At 60.7% G+C, this 16,042-nt stretch carries 16 protein-coding genes; 4 read left to right on the plus strand and 12 right to left on the minus strand.

From position 1 onward, the window contains the following. Positions 1-43 precede the first annotated feature (43 nt). Positions 44-1,753: a single-stranded-DNA-specific exonuclease RecJ gene (recJ, locus tag BB029_RS11170; protein WP_065939215.1), complete on the minus strand. Its 1,710-nt coding sequence runs from the start codon at positions 1,751-1,753 to the stop codon at positions 44-46. Between the two features lie 96 nt (positions 1,754-1,849). Next, the gene (locus BB029_RS11175; protein WP_027605467.1) at positions 1,850-2,392 is read right to left on the minus strand and encodes a YaeQ family protein; all 543 of its coding nucleotides are present in this window, start codon (positions 2,390-2,392) and stop codon (positions 1,850-1,852) included. Positions 2,393-2,540: 148 nt separating this feature from the next. On the opposite strand from BB029_RS11175, the gene BB029_RS11180 reads away from it, so the two are divergent. Both BB029_RS11180 and BB029_RS11185 read left to right on the plus strand, forming a co-directional pair. Continuing rightward, positions 2,541-3,740, plus strand: coding sequence for a CaiB/BaiF CoA-transferase family protein (locus BB029_RS11180; RefSeq protein WP_065939216.1), 1,200 nt, complete (start codon positions 2,541-2,543; stop codon positions 3,738-3,740). Beyond that, positions 3,740-4,624 (plus strand): TIGR02285 family protein, encoded by an 885-nt coding sequence (locus BB029_RS11185; protein WP_083236365.1) that lies wholly within the window; start codon positions 3,740-3,742, stop codon positions 4,622-4,624. Before BB029_RS11180 ends, BB029_RS11185 begins: the two co-directional genes overlap by 1 nt. Positions 4,625-4,794: 170 nt before the next feature. Here BB029_RS11185 and BB029_RS11190 read toward each other — a convergent pair whose 3' ends face one another. The 10 genes from BB029_RS11190 to ffh all read right to left on the minus strand — a co-directional run bounded on the left by BB029_RS11190 (position 4,795) and on the right by ffh (position 13,738). Continuing rightward, positions 4,795-5,079, minus strand: coding sequence for a DUF3509 domain-containing protein (locus tag BB029_RS11190; RefSeq protein ID WP_065924827.1), 285 nt, complete (start codon positions 5,077-5,079; stop codon positions 4,795-4,797). 293 nt (positions 5,080-5,372) lie between these two features. After that, complete coding sequence (thrC, locus tag BB029_RS11195; protein ID WP_027605462.1) at positions 5,373-6,782, minus strand: threonine synthase; 1,410 nt, start codon at positions 6,780-6,782, stop codon at positions 5,373-5,375. Between the two features lie 67 nt (positions 6,783-6,849). Next, complete coding sequence (locus BB029_RS11200; protein ID WP_065939217.1) at positions 6,850-8,154, minus strand: homoserine dehydrogenase; 1,305 nt, start codon at positions 8,152-8,154, stop codon at positions 6,850-6,852. A 129-nt stretch (positions 8,155-8,283) separates the two neighbouring features. Further along, positions 8,284-9,015, minus strand: coding sequence for a thioredoxin fold domain-containing protein (locus BB029_RS11205; protein ID WP_027605460.1), 732 nt, complete (start codon positions 9,013-9,015; stop codon positions 8,284-8,286). Positions 9,016-9,157: 142 nt separating this feature from the next. After that, positions 9,158-10,054, minus strand: a complete 897-nt coding sequence (gene xerD / locus BB029_RS11210) for a site-specific tyrosine recombinase XerD (RefSeq protein ID WP_065939218.1) — start codon at positions 10,052-10,054, stop codon at positions 9,158-9,160. Positions 10,055-10,166: 112 nt separating this feature from the next. After that, positions 10,167-10,517: a 50S ribosomal protein L19 gene (gene rplS / locus BB029_RS11215; protein ID WP_003175895.1), complete on the minus strand. Its 351-nt coding sequence runs from the start codon at positions 10,515-10,517 to the stop codon at positions 10,167-10,169. A 45-nt stretch (positions 10,518-10,562) separates the two neighbouring features. Further along, complete coding sequence (gene trmD / locus BB029_RS11220) at positions 10,563-11,336, minus strand: tRNA (guanosine(37)-N1)-methyltransferase TrmD (RefSeq protein WP_016977714.1); 774 nt, start codon at positions 11,334-11,336, stop codon at positions 10,563-10,565. Further along, positions 11,318-11,854 carry a ribosome maturation factor RimM gene (gene rimM, locus BB029_RS11225; RefSeq protein WP_027605457.1) on the minus strand — a complete coding sequence of 179 codons (537 nt, stop codon included), beginning with the start codon at positions 11,852-11,854 and terminating at the stop codon, positions 11,318-11,320. The genes trmD and rimM overlap by 19 nt, the downstream gene beginning before the upstream one ends. Before the next feature lie 5 nt (positions 11,855-11,859). Continuing rightward, positions 11,860-12,111, minus strand: a complete 252-nt coding sequence (gene rpsP / locus BB029_RS11230) for a 30S ribosomal protein S16 (RefSeq protein ID WP_003238923.1) — start codon at positions 12,109-12,111, stop codon at positions 11,860-11,862. Between the two features lie 250 nt (positions 12,112-12,361). Beyond that, on the minus strand, positions 12,362-13,738 hold the full coding sequence (gene ffh, locus BB029_RS11235) for a signal recognition particle protein (RefSeq protein WP_003175900.1): 1,377 nt from the start codon (positions 13,736-13,738) through the stop codon (positions 12,362-12,364). A 234-nt stretch (positions 13,739-13,972) separates the two neighbouring features. On the opposite strand from ffh, the gene BB029_RS11240 reads away from it, so the two are divergent. Together BB029_RS11240 and BB029_RS11245 are read left to right on the plus strand one after the other, a co-directional pair. Then, positions 13,973-14,785: an inner membrane protein YpjD gene (locus BB029_RS11240; protein ID WP_065939219.1), complete on the plus strand. Its 813-nt coding sequence runs from the start codon at positions 13,973-13,975 to the stop codon at positions 14,783-14,785. Between the two features lie 12 nt (positions 14,786-14,797). Next, on the plus strand, positions 14,798-16,036 hold the full coding sequence (locus tag BB029_RS11245; RefSeq protein WP_065939220.1) for a transporter associated domain-containing protein: 1,239 nt from the start codon (positions 14,798-14,800) through the stop codon (positions 16,034-16,036). Positions 16,037-16,042: the final 6 nt, after the last annotated feature.

The following is a 16,042-nucleotide window of genomic DNA, read 5'->3' on the forward strand; positions in this document are numbered from 1 at the left end:
GGGGCTTGCCCCCTCCCACAGTTTTTTGCGGCGTGGGTAAGATCTAGCGCGGTTCGATGTGGGCAATCATCAGTTGCACGGTTTCATTGCCACGAAACTCGTTCACATCCAGCTTGTAGGCCAACTCCACCCAACGTACGGTCGGGTTCGGCCAGACTTCCCGGTCGACGCCGAAGGCAATGCCATCGAGCTTCACCGACCCGCATTCGCTCTTGAGCACTACTTTCAGGTGCCGCTCCCCCACCACCCGCTGCTCGACCAGCTGGAACACGCCATGGAACAACGGCTCGGGAAAGTGCTGGCCCCACGGCCCGGCGTGGCGCAGTGCGCGCGCCAGTTCCAGGTGAAACTCTTCCACCGCCAGGGTGCCGTCGGACAGCAGGCGCCCGGTGAGGTCTTCTTCACGCAGCTGCCGACGCACTTCGGCGTCAAAGGCCTCGGCAAACAGTGGGAAATTTTCCTCGGGCAAGGTCAACCCCGCCGCCATGGCGTGGCCGCCATATTTGCTGATCAGGTTGGGATGCTGGCTCGCAACCACCGCCAGGGCATCGCGGATGTGAAAGCCTTGCACAGAGCGCCCTGAGCCCTTGAGCAGGCCATCGCCGGCATCGGCGAAGGCAATGGTGGGGCGGAAATAGCGCTCCTTCATGCGCGACGCAAGAATGCCGATCACACCTTGGTGCCAGTCCGGATCAAACAGGCACAAGCCGTAGGGCATTGAGTCCACCGGCAAGTCCTTGAGCTGAGCCAGGGCTTCGCGCTGCATGCCCTGCTCGATGGATTTGCGGTCCTGGTTCATGCCGTCCAGTTGTGCGGCCATTTCCCGTGCCGCGGCGAAATCCGTGGTGAGCAGGCATTCGATGCCCAGGCTCATATCGTCCAGGCGCCCGGCGGCGTTCAAGCGTGGCCCGAGGATAAAGCCGAGGTCGGTGGAGGTGATGCGCGCCGCATCCCGCTTGGCCACTTCGAGGATCGCCTTGATCCCCGGCCGTGCGCGACCGGCACGAATACGCTCCAGGCCCTGATGCACGAGGATGCGGTTATTGGCGTCCAGGGGCACCACGTCGGCGACGCTGCCCAGGGCGACCAGGTCGAGCAGCTCGCCGATGTTGGGTTGAGGCTTGTTTTCATACCAGCCCAAACTGCGCAAACGCGCGCGCAGGGCCATCAGTACGTAGAAGATCACGCCCACGCCGGCCAGGGCCTTACTCGGGAACTCACAGCCCGGCTGGTTCGGGTTGACGATGGCATCCGCCGCCGGCAGCTCATCCCCGGGCAAGTGGTGGTCGGTCACCAGCACCTTCAGCCCCGCCGCTTTCGCCGCCGCCACGCCTTCGACACTGGAAATGCCATTGTCCACGGTGATCAGCAACTGCGGCTCGCGCTGCAGGGCCACCGCGACGATTTCCGGGGTCAGGCCATAGCCGTATTCGAAGCGGTTGGGCACCAGGTAATCGACATGGGCCGCACCGAGCAAACGCAGGCCCAGGGTGCCTACGGTGCTGGCGGTTGCACCATCGGCGTCGAAGTCACCGACGATGAGGATCCGCTGGCGCTGCTCCAATGCCGTCACCAGCAAGTCCACCGCCGCGTCGATGCCCTTGAGCTGCTGATAGGGAATCAACCGCGCCAGGCTCTTGTCCAGCTCGGCCTCGGACTGCACGCCACGTGCGGCGTAGAGACGGGTCAACAGCGGTGGCAATTCCCCCAGGAAGGGCAGGACGGCGGGCAACGGGCGGGGATCGATACGCATGGGTGACGGGAGCTTCTCTTGAATACAACGGTTAAACGACAACTCTGAAGGGAACACAGATCAAATGTGGGAGGGGGCAAGCCCCCTCCCACATTTTCAACCGCGTTCGCCGACCAGCCATTGCAGTTGCACTTCGTGCTGGCCACGGTCGTCGGTGACGAAGATCGTGCCTTCACTGATCATCACGTCCCACTTGATCACGCGGGGCATGTCCTTGGCCAGAACCTCCAGAATCTCCTGGGGCACTGCTGCGATGTGGACATTCTTCAGGGTGTTCGCCACCGGCACCACTTTGCCCTCCCAAACACGCAAGCTGCCGTATGCCAGCAGGCTGGTGCGCTCAGTGCGACGCGAGCACCAGGTCAGGCGGTCGGCATCCGGCTGGCCGACTTCGATCCAATGCAAAACCCGATCATCCAGGCTTTTTTCCCACAGGGCTGGCTCGTCTACATCTGACAGGCCACGGCCGAACGCCAACTGTTCGTTGTAAAAAAGGGCGTAGGCCAGCAGACGCACGGTCATGCGCTCTTCAGTTTCCGAGGGGTGGCGAGCGATGGTCTGCTTGACGCTCTCGTACACCGAACGGTCGAGGTCGGTGAGGTTGAGTTCGAATTTGTAGGTCGTGGACGGCTGGGCCATGAACGGGCTTCTAGAGACAGGGAAAGACGGCCAGTCTAACCGATGGCGAGGTCATTCAACGAATCCTGCGCTGCATCATCCTTATCTCTGGGTTGCTCGCCTATGTTAAAAGGCTTCACATCACCGTTCCGCGCAGACAAGGATCCCCATGTCGTTTAATGCCAAACCGCTTGCCGGCCTGAAAGTCATCGAACTCGGCACCCTGATCGCCGGCCCCTTCGCCTCACGCATTTGTGCTGAATTCGGCGCCGAGGTGGTCAAGGTCGAATCCCCGGACGGCGGCGACCCGTTGCGCAAATGGCGCAAGCTGTACGAAGGCACCTCGTTGTGGTGGTTTGTGCAGGCGCGCAACAAAAAGTCCCTGACGTTGAACCTCAAGCACCCGGACGGGCTGGCGATTCTCAAGCAACTGCTGGCAGACGCCGACATCCTGATCGAAAACTTCCGCCCCGGCGTACTGGAGAAGCTTGGCCTGAGCTGGGAAACCCTGCATGGGCTGAACCCGAAACTGGTGATGGTGCGCCTCTCGGGTTTTGGCCAGACCGGGCCGATGAAAGACCAGCCCGGGTTTGGCGCAGTGGGCGAGTCCATGGGCGGGCTGCGTTATATCACCGGTTTCGAAGATCGCCCGCCGGTGCGCACGGGAATCTCCATTGGCGACTCCATCGCCGCGCTGTGGGCGGTCATCGGTGCCTTGATGGCGCTGCGTCATCGCGAGGTCAACGGCGGTGTGGGCCAGGTGGTGGATGTGGCGCTGTATGAAGCCATCTTCGCCATGATGGAAAGCATGATCCCCGAGTTCGACGTATTCGGGTTTATTCGCGAGCGCACCGGCAACATCATGCCCGGCATCACGCCGTCGTCGATCCACACCAGCGCGGACGGCAAGCACGTACAGATCGGTGCCAACGGCGATGCCATCTTCAAACGTTTCATGAGTGCCATCGGCCGTGACGACCTGGCGAACGATCCACAACTGGCCAGCAATGACGGGCGCGACAGCCGTCGCGATGAACTCTATGGCGTGATTGATCGCTGGGTGAACTCGCTGCCGCTGGAGCAGGTGGTGGAGCAACTCAACAAGGCTGAAGTGCCCGCCAGCCGTATCTACAGCGCCGAGGACATGCTGGGCGACCCGCAATTCCTCGCACGCGAGATGTTCCTTAAGGCCCGGCTTCCCGGCGGCAAGGACTTCAAGATGCCGGGCATCGTGCCCAAGCTGTCGGACACACCGGGCAGTTGCGAATGGGTGGGGCCGCAACTGGGTGAACACAACGGCGTGGTGCTGGGCGAGTTGGGATACGACGCCGCCGCCATTGTCCGCCTGCGTGAGCAAGGCGCCATCTGATGCCCCACGGTTGCAGGCACTGGTTCAGTGCGCTGTCCCTGGCCGTCATGCTGGCCGGCGGCTGGCCCGTGCCGGCGAGTGCCGAGGGCACGTTGATCTGGTTGCTGCGCGACTTGCCGCCGCTGACCATCTTCGAAGGGCCAGGCAAAGGCCAGGGCGCCCTGGACCAGTTGCTGCCGATACTGATCGAGCACTTGCCGGAATATCGCCACCAGGTAATGCACGTCAATCGCGCGCGCGGCATGCAGATGCTGCGCGAGCCCACGCTCACCTGCGATCCATCCTTGCTGTGGACGGCCGAGCGGGCCAGGTACATCGTATTTTCCAGGCAGGCGTTTGTGGTCGCCAGTAATGGCGTCACGATCCGACGCAGCCAGCAGGGCGCCCTGGCGGCGTTTATCGCAGACGGCCAGTTTGACCTGCAGGCCTTCTTCGACGCCCATGAGGCAAGGGTCGGCGCGATCGCGGAACGCAGCTACGGCGCGGTTATCGATGAGCGACTGAAACAGGCCGACACACACAAACTGGCACTGCACTACGGCAACGATGCCCTTGGCAGCTTGCTGCAGATGCAGCGCCTGGGCCGGCTGGAGGCGGTGCTGGGCTATTGGCCGGAAATCCGCTACCACGCGATGCAACAGGGGATCGCCGCCGAAGACCTCAGCTTCTACCCCATCAAGGGCACAGCACCTTACCAGCGCACGCATATCGGCTGCTCGGATACACCTGAGGGGCGCGAGGCCATGGAACGGATCAACCAGGTTCTGCTCAGCCTCCCGCTGGAACACGTACAGCAGTCCTACGCCGCCTGGCTGGACCCTGCCATGCGTGAACACTACCTGCGAGACAACCCGAGCTTTTTCCAGGACTCGCCAGCGCCGTGACAAATCCCAGGCAAAAAGAAACCCCGAAGAGTGGGGAGACACTTCGGGGTTAAACGTGGCCTACAAAGACCAGTACAACAAGGCACAAACACCGGAGCACAATGTTTGCTCTTGCTGTTACAAAATCTGACCGGCCATGACGTGGGAAGTTTCCATCTATAAACAATTCTTCATGCAACGGCAGCGCTGCGGGTCTGGGCGGCGTTGCGCAAGGCCGCGATGACCGAGGGTTCCAGGCGTCCTTCAGCGATCTTGAGGTCACGCAGCAGGCAATCCACCACATCCACCAATAGGCGCTTATCGAGCAATTGCGCCCGGTCGACTTCACGCTCGACCATGATCGCACCGGCGGGGTTCTTCACGGTTACCAGGCACTCTTCCTGCACACCTGCGGTGGTCAACGTCACCTGATAAGGGCTCAGTGCTTCTTCGAGCAATAGGCTGATACTTTCCATCTCGATCACCACTCAATAGTTCGCAAACATTCTTGTAAACGGGAGCTGCATCTATCCTAAGTGACTGGTTGTGACGTAGGAAAGTTCGCTTTTTCGTTTATGCGGGGTTGTCGGGGGATGACGTTTCCAGCATGCGCTTGCAACATGACAGGTAAAAAACGGCGGCACATAAATGCTTACGCAATAGGCCGCTGTTTTGGGGCTTGTCGGGCGCTGAGGCAGGGCCTGCCAGAAACAAAAAACGCCGCTGACCCGAGGAAGGGAAAGCGGCGTTTTTGTCTTCGTGACTTGCCTTACAATGGCTTGCCACGGTTGCCATGCTGGCTGACAAACGCCTGCATCGCCTTCAAGTCATTCGGCAGCACCGTGCAACGCTCTTCACGCTCGAACAGGTCGGTCAGGTGCACCGGCAGCTCCAGCGCCTTGCCGACACCCGCCTTCTCCACCGCTTCCGGGAATTTCACTGGATGGGCGGTGCCGAGGATCACCATCGGGATATCCAGGCTGCGACGGCATTCGCGGGCGGCCTTGACCCCAATGGCGGTGTGCGGGTCGAGCAACTCGCCGGTCTGGGCGTAGACCTCTGCGATGGTTTCACAGGTCTGCGCGTCATCCACGGCCAGGGAGTCGAACAGCTTGCGGGTTTCGGTCCAGCGCTCTTCATCAACGCTGAAACCGCCGCCGCTCTTGAAGGTGTCCATCAAGCCGGCGATGGCTGCGCCGTTGCGACCGTGCATGTCGAACAGCAGGCGTTCGAAGTTCGACGACACCATGATGTCCATGGACGGCGACAGGGTGGCGTGCAGGGTTTCCTTGACGTACTGGTTGCCGCTCATGAAGCGGTGCAGGATGTCGTTGCGGTTGGTGGCGACGATCAACTGGTTGATCGGCAGGCCCATGTTACGGGCCAGGTAGCCGGCGAAGATGTCGCCGAAATTGCCGGTCGGCACCGAGAACGACACCGAGCGCGCCGGGCCACCCAACTGCAGCGAGGCGTGGAAGTAGTAGACGATCTGGGCCATGATCCGCGCCCAGTTGATCGAGTTCACCGCCACCAGGCGTGTGCCTTTGAGGAAGCCCTGGTCGGCGAAGCTGTTCTTGACCATTTCCTGGCAGTCATCGAAGTTGCCTTCGATGGCGATGTTATGGATGTTCTCGCCGAAGATGGTGGTCATCTGGCGGCGCTGTACTTCCGAGACACGCTTGTGCGGGTGCAGGATGAAGATGTCGACGTTTTCGCAGTGCTTGCAGCCTTCGATGGCGGCCGAACCGGTATCACCCGAGGTGGCGCCGATGATCACCACGCGCTCGCCGCGCTTCTCCAGCACGTAGTCCAGCAGACGACCCAGCAGTTGCAGGGCGAAGTCCTTGAACGCCAGGGTCGGGCCATGGAACAGCTCGAGCACCCATTCGTTGCCGTTGAGCTGGCGCAGAGGCGCGATGGCGCTGTGGGAAAACACGCCGTAGGTCTCTTCCAGAATCTTTTTGAAATCCGCATCGGGGATGCTGCCGGTGACGAATGGGCGCATCACCCGGAACGCCAGCTCGTGGTACGGCAGGCCGGCCCACGAAGCGATTTCTTCCTGGGTAAAGCGTGGCAGGTTTTCCGGCACGTACAGGCCGCCGTCGGTGGCAAGGCCTGCCAGCAAGACGTCTTCGAAATTCAGGGCCGGTGCCTGGCCGCGGGTGCTGATGTAACGCATGACTGGCTCCTCTAAAACATTCTCGAACAGAGGCCGCCGCACACACGGGGCCTCTGGAACAGATCGGTTAGTTCAGGTGTTCGACGCGAATCCGCACCACCGGGCCCACGACGCCTTGCAAGGCTTCCAGCGCGGTGATGGCATCGTTGATGTGCTGCTCGAGCACCCGGTGGGTCAGCAGGATCATCGGCACCTGGCCGTTCTGCTCCTCGACTTCCTTCTGCATGATCGACTCGATGTTGATACCGCGCTCCGACAGGATACTGGCCACCTGGGCCAACACGCCCGGGTGATCCTTGGCCTGGATGCGCAGGTAGTAGGCGCTTTCGCAGGCCTCGATCGGCAGGATCGGGTGGGCCGACAGCGAATCCGGCTGGAAGGCCAGGTGCGGCACGCGGTTTTCCGGGTCGCTGGTCATGGCGCGAACCACATCCACCAGGTCGGCGATCACCGACGAAGCGGTCGGCTCCATGCCGGCACCGGCGCCGTAGAACAGGGTGGACCCGGCAGCGTCACCGTTGACCATCACGGCGTTCATCACGCCATTGACGTTGGCGATCAGGCGGTCGGCCGGGATCAGCGTCGGGTGCACACGCAACTCGATACCCGCCGGAGTGCTGCGCGCGACACCGAGGTGCTTGATGCGGTAGCCCAGGGCTTCGGCGTAGTTCACGTCGGCAGTGGTCAGCCGGGTGATGCCTTCGGTGTAGGCCTTGTCGAACTGCAGCGGGATACCAAAGGCGATGGACGCCAGGATGGTCAGCTTGTGCGCCGCGTCGATGCCTTCCACGTCGAATGTCGGGTCGGCTTCGGCATACCCCAGGGCCTGGGCTTCGGCCAGTACGTCTTCGAAGGTACGGCCCTTCTCGCGCATTTCGGTGAGGATGAAGTTACCGGTGCCGTTGATGATGCCGGCCACCCAGTTGATGCGGTTGGCGGACAGGCCTTCACGGATCGCCTTGATCACCGGGATACCGCCGGCAACCGCGGCTTCGAATGCCACGATCACGCCTTTCTCGCGGGCCTTGGCGAAGATCTCGTTGCCGTGTACAGCGATCAGCGCCTTGTTGGCGGTGACCACGTGCTTGCCGTTTTCGATCGCCTTGAGCACCAGCTCGCGAGCCACGGTGTAACCGCCCACCAGCTCGATGACGATATCGATTTCAGGGTTGGTGGCCACGGCGAAGACATCGTTGGTAATCGCAATACCGGTCGTTTGGAACTGAGGCTTTGGCGAACGCGTGGCAATTTGCGCCACTTCAATCCCACGCCCTGCACGGCGGGAAATTTCTTCAGCATTACGCTGAAGTACGTTGAAGGTGCCGCCACCGACGGTCCCTAACCCACAGATGCCTACTTTGACCGGTTTCACTGAAGAACTCCCCATGAAACGGCCGACGCTAGGTCGGCCGTGGAAAACAGCCGCACAACTGCGGCTTTCAATTAATGACCCGTCGACTTATCCACAGGCCATGATCGCCAAAGGTTCGACGATGCTGGTTTATTTGGCACCCAGCGCCAGTTTGGCAACTTGTGGTGCCGGCTGGTAGCCCGGAATCACCTGGCCGTCAGCCAAAACGATGGCCGGTGTACCGTTGACGCCGATGGACTGGCCCAGGGCAAATTGCTTCGACACCGGGTTGGCGCACTTGGCGGCCTTGATTTCCTTGCCATCGACCATCTTGTCCATGGCCGCTTTCTTGTCGGCCGAGCACCATACGGCCTGCAACTGCTCGTCGCCCGGCGAACCCAGGCCCTGGCGCGGGAACGCTACGTAGCGGACTTCCACACCCAGCTTGTTCAGCGCAGGCACTTCGGCATGCAACTTATGGCAGTACGGGCACGTGGTGTCGGTAAACACGGTGATATGGGTCTTGGTCTCGCCGATGGCCGGGTAAACCACGGTTTCAGCCACCGGGATGCCGTTGATCAGCTTGGACACGCCCAGGCGCTCGGCTTTCTCGGTCAGGTTGACCGGCTTGCCGTCCTTGAGCTGGAACAGGTAGCCCTGGACGATGTACTGACCGTCCGCACTGGCGTACAGCACGCGGCTGCCCTTGAGCTTGACTTCATACAGGCCGGCCATCGGGCTGGCGCTGATGCTTTCGATTGGGGTATCGAGCTGCAGGTTGGCCAGGCTCTTGCGGATGGTCTGCTCGGCCGCGTCATCGGCGACGGCAAAGGTGGAAACCAACGCAATGGCTGCGGCGGCAATAATCTGGGTCAAGCGCATGGAAACTCCTGAAGGCAGATGCAGGGACGGGTGCAGGCGCGCCAATACGGAAACACGAGTGCGGGCGGTCCCCTTTGCTAACCGGCAAAGCCTACCACAGTTGGGCCGCAGGGCAGCCCGTGGCGGCATAAATTGGCGCTTTTCAGCCTCGCGGGTGGTGCTTGGCATGCATATCCTGCAAGCGCGCACGCGCCACATGGGTGTAGATCTGGGTGGTGGATAAGTCGCTGTGCCCGAGCAGCATTTGCACCACGCGCAAATCCGCACCGTGGTTGAGCAAATGGGTGGCGAATGCATGGCGCAAGGTGTGGGGCGACAGGCTCTTGCCGATCCCCGCGACCTTGGCCTGGTGTTTGATGCGATGCCAGAACGTCTGGCGGGTCATCTGTTCGCCACGCTGGCTGGGAAACAGCACATCGCTGGGCCGCCCACCAAGCAGCTCGCTACGGGCATCGCGCATGTAGCGCTCGACCCACACAATCGCTTCCTCCCCCATCGGCACCAGCCGCTCCTTGCTGCCCTTGCCCATTACCCGCAGCACACCCTGGCGCAGATTGACTTGCTCCAGGGTCAGGCTGATCAGCTCCGTGACCCGCAGGCCACAGGCATACAACACTTCCAGCATGGCTCGGTCACGCTGGCCGATGGGTTCGCTGAGGTCGGGCGCAGCGAGCAAGGCATCGACGTCGGCTTCCGACAGGGATTTGGGTAAAGGCCTACCCAGTTGCGGCATATCGATTTGCAGGGTCGGATCGAGGGCGATCAGTTTTTCCCTGAGCAAATAACGATAAAACCCACGTACACCGGAGAGAAATCGTGCAGTGGAACGGGGCTTGTAATTCTGTTCCAGGCGCCAGGCCAGGTGATCGAGGATCAGCTCGCGGCCGGCATTGATCAGTTCCAGGTGTTTCTCCTGCAGCCAACCGTTGAACAGCGCCAGGTCGCTGCGGTAGGCCTGGCGGGTGTTATCTGACAGGCCTTTTTCCAGCCATAGGGCATCGAGGAAACGGTCGATCAGGGGATGGTCGATGGCAGGCATAGGGACTCGAACAGAAAAGTGGCGGAATCAGGTAGATCCTATCCCGGACCTCAAATCGCGGGCACAAAAAAGCAGCCCGTAGGCTGCTTTTTTCTGCATCGGGAAGCTGGACTTAAGCCAGTTTTTCCTTGATGCGAGCTGCTTTACCGGACAGGTCACGCAGGTAGTACAGCTTGGCTTTACGTACGTCACCGCGACGCTTGACGGCCATGCTGTCGATTTGCGGGCTGTAGGTCTGGAAAGTACGCTCTACGCCAACACCGTTGGAGATTTTACGAACAGTGAAAGCACTGTTCACACCACGGTTACGCTTGGCGATTACCACGCCTTCGAACGCTTGCAGACGCGAACGGTCGCCTTCCTTCACTTTCACCTGAACGACAATGGTGTCGCCCGGGGCAAAGGTAGGGATCTCTTTGGTCATCTGCTCTGCTTCGAGTGCAAGGATGATTTTGTTAGTCATGCTGTGCTCCTAAGGTAAGTCAATGGACCTACCATCGATACGTTGTTAACTATCGTCCCGCGCGAGGATGTATTCCTCGAGCAGCTTCTTCTCTTCTCCAGAAAGCGAGCGGCTTTCCAGAAGATCGGCGCGTCGTTCATAGGTCCGACCAAGGGACTGCTGTAAACGCCAACGCCGGATGTGTGCGTGATTGCCACTTAGCAATACGTCGGGAACACGCTGATCCGCATACACCTCCGGTCGGGTGTAGTGCGGGCAATCCAGCAAACCGTCCGTGAAGGAATCTTCCTCCGCGGAGTCCGCATGCCCTAAAGCTCCAGGCAGCAGTCGTGTAACCGCATCTATCAGGACCATCGCCGGCAGCTCGCCGCCAGACAGGACATAGTCCCCAATCGACCACTCTTCATCGACATGAGCTTCAATAAACCGCTCGTCAATGCCTTCATAGCGACCGGCAATCAGGATCAGTGCTTCCTCATTCGCCAGTTCGCGGACCCCAGCCTGCTTCAGCTGACGGCCTTGAGGGGACAGGTAAATTACCTTCGCCTTCTCCCCGGCGGCTGCCTTGGCCTGAACCAACGCATCTTCCAGGGGCTTGATCTTCATCACCATGCCCGGGCCACCGCCAAATGGGCGATCGTCCACAGTGTGATGTCGATCCGTCGTGTAGTCTCGCGGGTTCCAACAGGTGAGCTGCAACAGCCCCTGTTTCACCGCCCGACTGGTGATGCCGTACTCGCTGATGGCGGAAAACATCTCGGGAAACAAACTGATCACTTCAATGCGCAAATTAGCCACGCTTAGAAGTCCGCGTCCCATTCCACCTTCATCTCGCCCGCCGCCAGGTCGACAGCCAACACGCATTGCTCGGTATAGGGCAACAGGCGTTCGCGATCATCCAGGCTGCCAGCGCAAGGCTTGACCACCATTACATCATTGGCGCCGGTTTCCAGAAGATGATCGATTTTCCCGAACAATTGCCCGAGTTGATCAATAACCTTCAGACCTTCCAGCTGGTACCAGTAGTACTCGCCGTCGGTCAATTCAGGGAACAGGTTGCGCGGCACGCAGATCTCATAACCGGCCAGAAGACGAGCTTCTTCACGATCATCAAGACCCTTGAGCTTCGCGACCAGGAACTTATCGCTCCCGCGTCCACTGACCAGCTCGACCTGTTTCACACTACCTTCGCGCTTGAGCGTCCAGGTCTTGTACTGCAACAGGTTTTCAGTCGGATCAGTAAAGGAATACACCTTCACTTCGCCGCGAACGCCATGAACAGAATAAATCTTGCCGATAACGATCAAATCATCAGCAACAGTTGGCGTCGCGTTCATATTGCTCAGGCTGCGGCCTTAGCCGAGTCCTTCAACAACTTGGCAACACGCTCAGACGGTTGTGCACCAACGCTCAGCCAGTAGGCTACGCGCTCTTGGTTCACGGACAGGCGGACTTCTTGACCACGAGCGATCGGGTTGAAGAAACCTACTTGTTCCTTGTGAGAGCCGTCACGTGGGTTGCGGCTGTCAGTTACGGTCAAGTGGTAAAACGGGCGCTTTTTGGAGCCGCCAAGGGCAAGACGGATTGTTAGCATGTGAACATCGTTCCTGTAGTCGGTGCTGCAAATCTAAATGCACAGCGGGCATAGGTGCCCGAAAGGCCGCATATTCTAAGGAATATCCGGACTTTTGCAAATGTCTTTTTCTGGCGCCTATCAGCGTGCCATTCAGATCTGCTAGAGAGCCGTCGGTTAAAACGGCAGGTCAGCCCCCGCCAACGGCGGGTTTGCTGGAGATCCCACATCCCTGTGGGTCGGAGCAGGAGTGAACTCCCGCTCGAATACTTTACATTTTCGGCATGCCGCCGCCGGGCAACATACCGCCCATGCCGCGCATCATCTTGGCCATTCCGCCCTTGGCGGAGAATTTCTTCATCATCTTCTGCATCTGCTTGTGCTGCTTGATCAAGCGCCCGATGTCCTGCACCTGGGTGCCGGAACCCATGGCGATCCGACGCTTGCGCGAACCGCTGATCAGCTCAGGGTCGCGGCGCTCGGCCGGGGTCATGGAGTTGATGATGGCTTCCATCTGCTTGAATTGCTTCTCTGCCGCGCCCTGGGCATTGCCCATTTGCGCCAGGTTCACACCGCCGATGTTCGGCAGCTTGTCCATCAGGCCACCAAGGCCGCCCATGTTCTTCATTTGTTGCAGCTGGTCGCGGAAGTCTTCAAGGTCGAAGCCCTTGCCCTTCTTCAACTTTTTAGCAAGCTTATCGGCTTTGTCCTTGTCGAGCGTCGCTTCGGCCTGCTCGATCAGGCTGAGCACGTCACCCATGCCGAGGATACGCGAGGCGATACGCTCAGGATGGAACGGCTCGAGCGCTTCGCTCTTCTCGCCCATACCGATGAACTTGATCGGCTTGCCGGTGATGGCACGCACCGACAGCGCGGCACCGCCACGGGCGTCGCCGTCGACCTTGGTGAGGATCACGCCGGTCAGCGGCAGCGCGTCGCCGAAGGCCTTGGCGGTGTTGGCCGCATCCTGACCGGTCATGGCGTCGACCACGAACAGCGTCTCGACCGGGTTGATCGCGGCATGCAGCGCCTTGATCTCGCCCATCATCTCTTCATCAATGTGCAGGCGACCGGCGGTATCGACGATGACCACGTCGATGAACTTGAGCCTTGCTTCTTTAATAGCAGCGTTGGCGATGTCGACCGGCTTCTGGCTCAGGTCGGACGGGAAGAAGGTCACGCCCACTTCGCCCGCGAGCATTTCCAGCTGCTTGATGGCCGCCGGACGGTACACGTCGGCCGACACCACCATCACGGACTTCTTCTTGCGCTCTTTAAGGAAGCGCGCCAGCTTGCCGGCGGTGGTGGTCTTGCCCGCACCTTGCAGGCCGGCCATCAGCACCACGGCCGGTGGCACGGCACTGAGGTTCAAATCTTCGTTGGCCGCGCCCATCAGGCTTTCGAGTTCGGCCTGGACGATCTTCACAAAGGCCTGGCCCGGGGTCAGGCTGCGGGACACTTCAGTGCCGACCGCGCGCTCCTTGACCGAGTTGACGAAGTCCTTGACCACAGGCAAGGCGACGTCGGCTTCCAGCAACGCCATGCGCACTTCGCGCAGGGTGTCTTTAATATTGTCCTCGGTCAGCTTGGCCTTGCCGGTTACATGGCGCAGCGTCTGCGAGAGACGGTCAGTCAGGTTTTCAAACATGCGCGATCCTTTCAGGCCCTATTCATCGAAATGCATTGGTAGACCGAGGTAATGGCGGCCCAGGCTGTGGTAAATCGCTATTAAACACAGCGTTCGGCGAGCCTGCGGCGTGGGCAGGTCGCGGATTATAGCGAAGACTGCGCCCATGCACACCCGCTGTCTGGCCCTGGAGTCTTTCGTGGAACGCAGGTGTATGCCAAACTCAGCGCCTTTCGGGCTTGCCTACCAGGATTTATGCTCCCCTTGTCACCCAGTTTGCTACCCAGCCTCGCCGCCGCCATCTTGTATGCCGCTGCGACCCTCTATCAGGGCTCTCGTCTGGCCCAAGGCGCCAAGGCGGACAAACGCCTGCTGGTCGGCCTGGGCGTCCTCGCCCTGCTGGCCCATGCCGCGAGCCTGTTCACCCACCTGATGACGCCGGTTGGCCTGGGCCTGGACTTCTTCAGCGCCGCCAGCCTGATCGCCGCGGCGGTGATTGCGCTGACGCTGATGGCCTGTTATCGGATTCCTGTCGAGAACCTGCTGGTCCTGCTCTTCCCATTGGGCGTGCTGACGGTGCTGCTCGCGCAGTTCGCCCCCACCGGCACGGTGCAGGTGATCGATGAAGAGCCAGGCATCCTCGCCCATATCCTGCTGTCGATCCTGGCCTACGGCATGTTCACCATCGCGGTGTTCCAGGCCTTGCTCCTGCTGTTGCAGGACCACCAGCTCAAGCACAAGCACCCTTCCGGGCTGATCAAGAACTTCCCGCCGCTGCAAACCATGGAAAGCCTGCTGTTCGGTTTCCTGTGGGCCGGCTGGACGCTGCTGTCGCTGTCGCTGATTTCCGGTTGGCTGTTCGTCGAAAACCTGTTTGCCCAGCACCTGGTGCACAAGACCCTGCTGGCGTGCCTGGCCTGGGTGGTGTTCAGCGTATTGCTGTGGGGCCGTAACCGCCTTGGCTGGCGCGGGCACAAGGCGATTCGCTGGACCCTGGCCGGTTTCTGCCTGCTGATGCTGGCCTATTTCGGCAGCAAGCTGGTTCGCGAATACATCCTGCATATCTGACGGGCAGCCAAAATGGACAACTTGCCCCTGGGGCCGATGCTCGCGGTAATCGCCCTGCTGGTGTTATGGGCGGCGCTGTTTACCGCCATCGAAGCCGCACAACAACACCTCCTGGCCCTGCGCCCCGGTACACGCCAGGGCGACAAGGCTGCTGCCCGCCTGAGCTTCCCGCGCCACAGCCTGATCCTGTGCAACAGCCTGTGCCGTGCGGCCGTGGTCATCCTCTGCACCCTGTTGGCGATTTATGCCTGGGCACAGAACGGCCCGTGGCTCGGCTGGCTGATCTCCTGCGCCGTCCTGCTGATCCTGGCCGACTACCTGCCCCGCGCCCTGGCAACCCGGCATCCGCACGCGGTGCTGGGCTTTGGCAACACATTGCTGGGCGTGCCGTTGAAAATCCTCTACCCCGCCGCCTGGCTGCTCAATGGGATCAGCCTGTTGCTGCTGCGCCCGTTTGCCCGCAAGCCCGGCGTGGTGAAAAACAGCGACGAGCCACAGCCCGACCACGGCGATGAACCACAGCCCGAGGCCGACGACCGCCGCACCCCAGGCATGCCGGGCATCCACGCCCTGGACAACATCACCGTCAATGACATCCTGGTGCCCCGCAGCGAAGTGGACGGTATCAACCTGGATGACTCGATCGAAGAAATCATCGAGCAACTGCGCACCTCCCCGCGCACTCGCCTGCCGGTGTTCCACAGTGACATCAACCAGGTCGAAGCCGTATTGAACACCCGGCTGATCCAGCACCTGCTGCCGGACGCCAGCCTGACCAAGGAAGCCTTGCTCGAGGCCTCCTACGAGCCCTACTTCGTCCCGGAAAGCACGCCCCTGCAACTGCAATTGCTGAACTTCCACAAGCAGCAGCGCCGCCTGGGCATGGTGGTGGATGAATACGGCGAAGTCCTGGGTATCGTCACCCTGGAAGATATTCTCGAAGAAATCGTCGGCGAATTCGAAAACGAGCAAAGTGCGGACAACCCGCATATCGAAGCGCAGCCCGATGGCCGCTATATCATCGACGGCGCCGCGTCGATCCGCGAATTGAACAAGAGCCTGGGCTGGCACCTGCCCAGCGATGGCCCCAAGACCCTCAACGGCCTGGTCACCGAGGCCCTGGAAACCATTCCGGATTGCGCGGTGTGCCTGAAGATTGGCCGCTACCGCCTGGAAATCCTCGAGACCGAGGACAACCGCGTCAGCAAGGTCCTGATCTGGCATACCAGCCACATGCCTGTGGCCGCATGACTTCCT

The sequence above is a fragment of the Pseudomonas sp. S3E12 genome, from assembly GCF_001702295.1.
Lineage (GTDB): Bacteria > Pseudomonadota > Gammaproteobacteria > Pseudomonadales > Pseudomonadaceae > Aquipseudomonas > Aquipseudomonas marginalis.

What these genes read in the sequence shown, in the direction of transcription:
- BB029_RS11240 (WP_065939219.1), top strand. Translation starts at nt 13,973, where the DNA reads ATGCTCCCCTTGTCACCCAGTTTGCTACCCAGCCTCGCCGCCGCCATC.
- BB029_RS11180 (WP_065939216.1), top strand. Translation starts at nt 2,541, where the DNA reads ATGTCGTTTAATGCCAAACCGCTTGCCGGCCTGAAAGTCATCGAACTC.
- thrC (WP_027605462.1), bottom strand. Translation starts at nt 6,782, where the DNA reads ATGCGTTACATCAGCACCCGCGGCCAGGCACCGGCCCTGAATTTCGAA.
- BB029_RS11185 (WP_083236365.1), top strand. Translation starts at nt 3,740, where the DNA reads ATGCCCCACGGTTGCAGGCACTGGTTCAGTGCGCTGTCCCTGGCCGTC.
- BB029_RS11175 (WP_027605467.1), bottom strand. Translation starts at nt 2,392, where the DNA reads ATGGCCCAGCCGTCCACGACCTACAAATTCGAACTCAACCTCACCGAC.
- rplS (WP_003175895.1), bottom strand. Translation starts at nt 10,517, where the DNA reads ATGACTAACAAAATCATCCTTGCACTCGAAGCAGAGCAGATGACCAAA.
- BB029_RS11245 (WP_065939220.1), top strand. Translation starts at nt 14,798, where the DNA reads ATGGACAACTTGCCCCTGGGGCCGATGCTCGCGGTAATCGCCCTGCTG.
- BB029_RS11205 (WP_027605460.1), bottom strand. Translation starts at nt 9,015, where the DNA reads ATGCGCTTGACCCAGATTATTGCCGCCGCAGCCATTGCGTTGGTTTCC.
- ffh (WP_003175900.1), bottom strand. Translation starts at nt 13,738, where the DNA reads ATGTTTGAAAACCTGACTGACCGTCTCTCGCAGACGCTGCGCCATGTA.
- rimM (WP_027605457.1), bottom strand. Translation starts at nt 11,854, where the DNA reads ATGAACGCGACGCCAACTGTTGCTGATGATTTGATCGTTATCGGCAAG.
- rpsP (WP_003238923.1), bottom strand. Translation starts at nt 12,111, where the DNA reads ATGCTAACAATCCGTCTTGCCCTTGGCGGCTCCAAAAAGCGCCCGTTT.
- trmD (WP_016977714.1), bottom strand. Translation starts at nt 11,336, where the DNA reads ATGGGACGCGGACTTCTAAGCGTGGCTAATTTGCGCATTGAAGTGATC.
- recJ (WP_065939215.1), bottom strand. Translation starts at nt 1,753, where the DNA reads ATGCGTATCGATCCCCGCCCGTTGCCCGCCGTCCTGCCCTTCCTGGGG.
- BB029_RS11190 (WP_065924827.1), bottom strand. Translation starts at nt 5,079, where the DNA reads ATGGAAAGTATCAGCCTATTGCTCGAAGAAGCACTGAGCCCTTATCAG.
- xerD (WP_065939218.1), bottom strand. Translation starts at nt 10,054, where the DNA reads ATGCCTGCCATCGACCATCCCCTGATCGACCGTTTCCTCGATGCCCTA.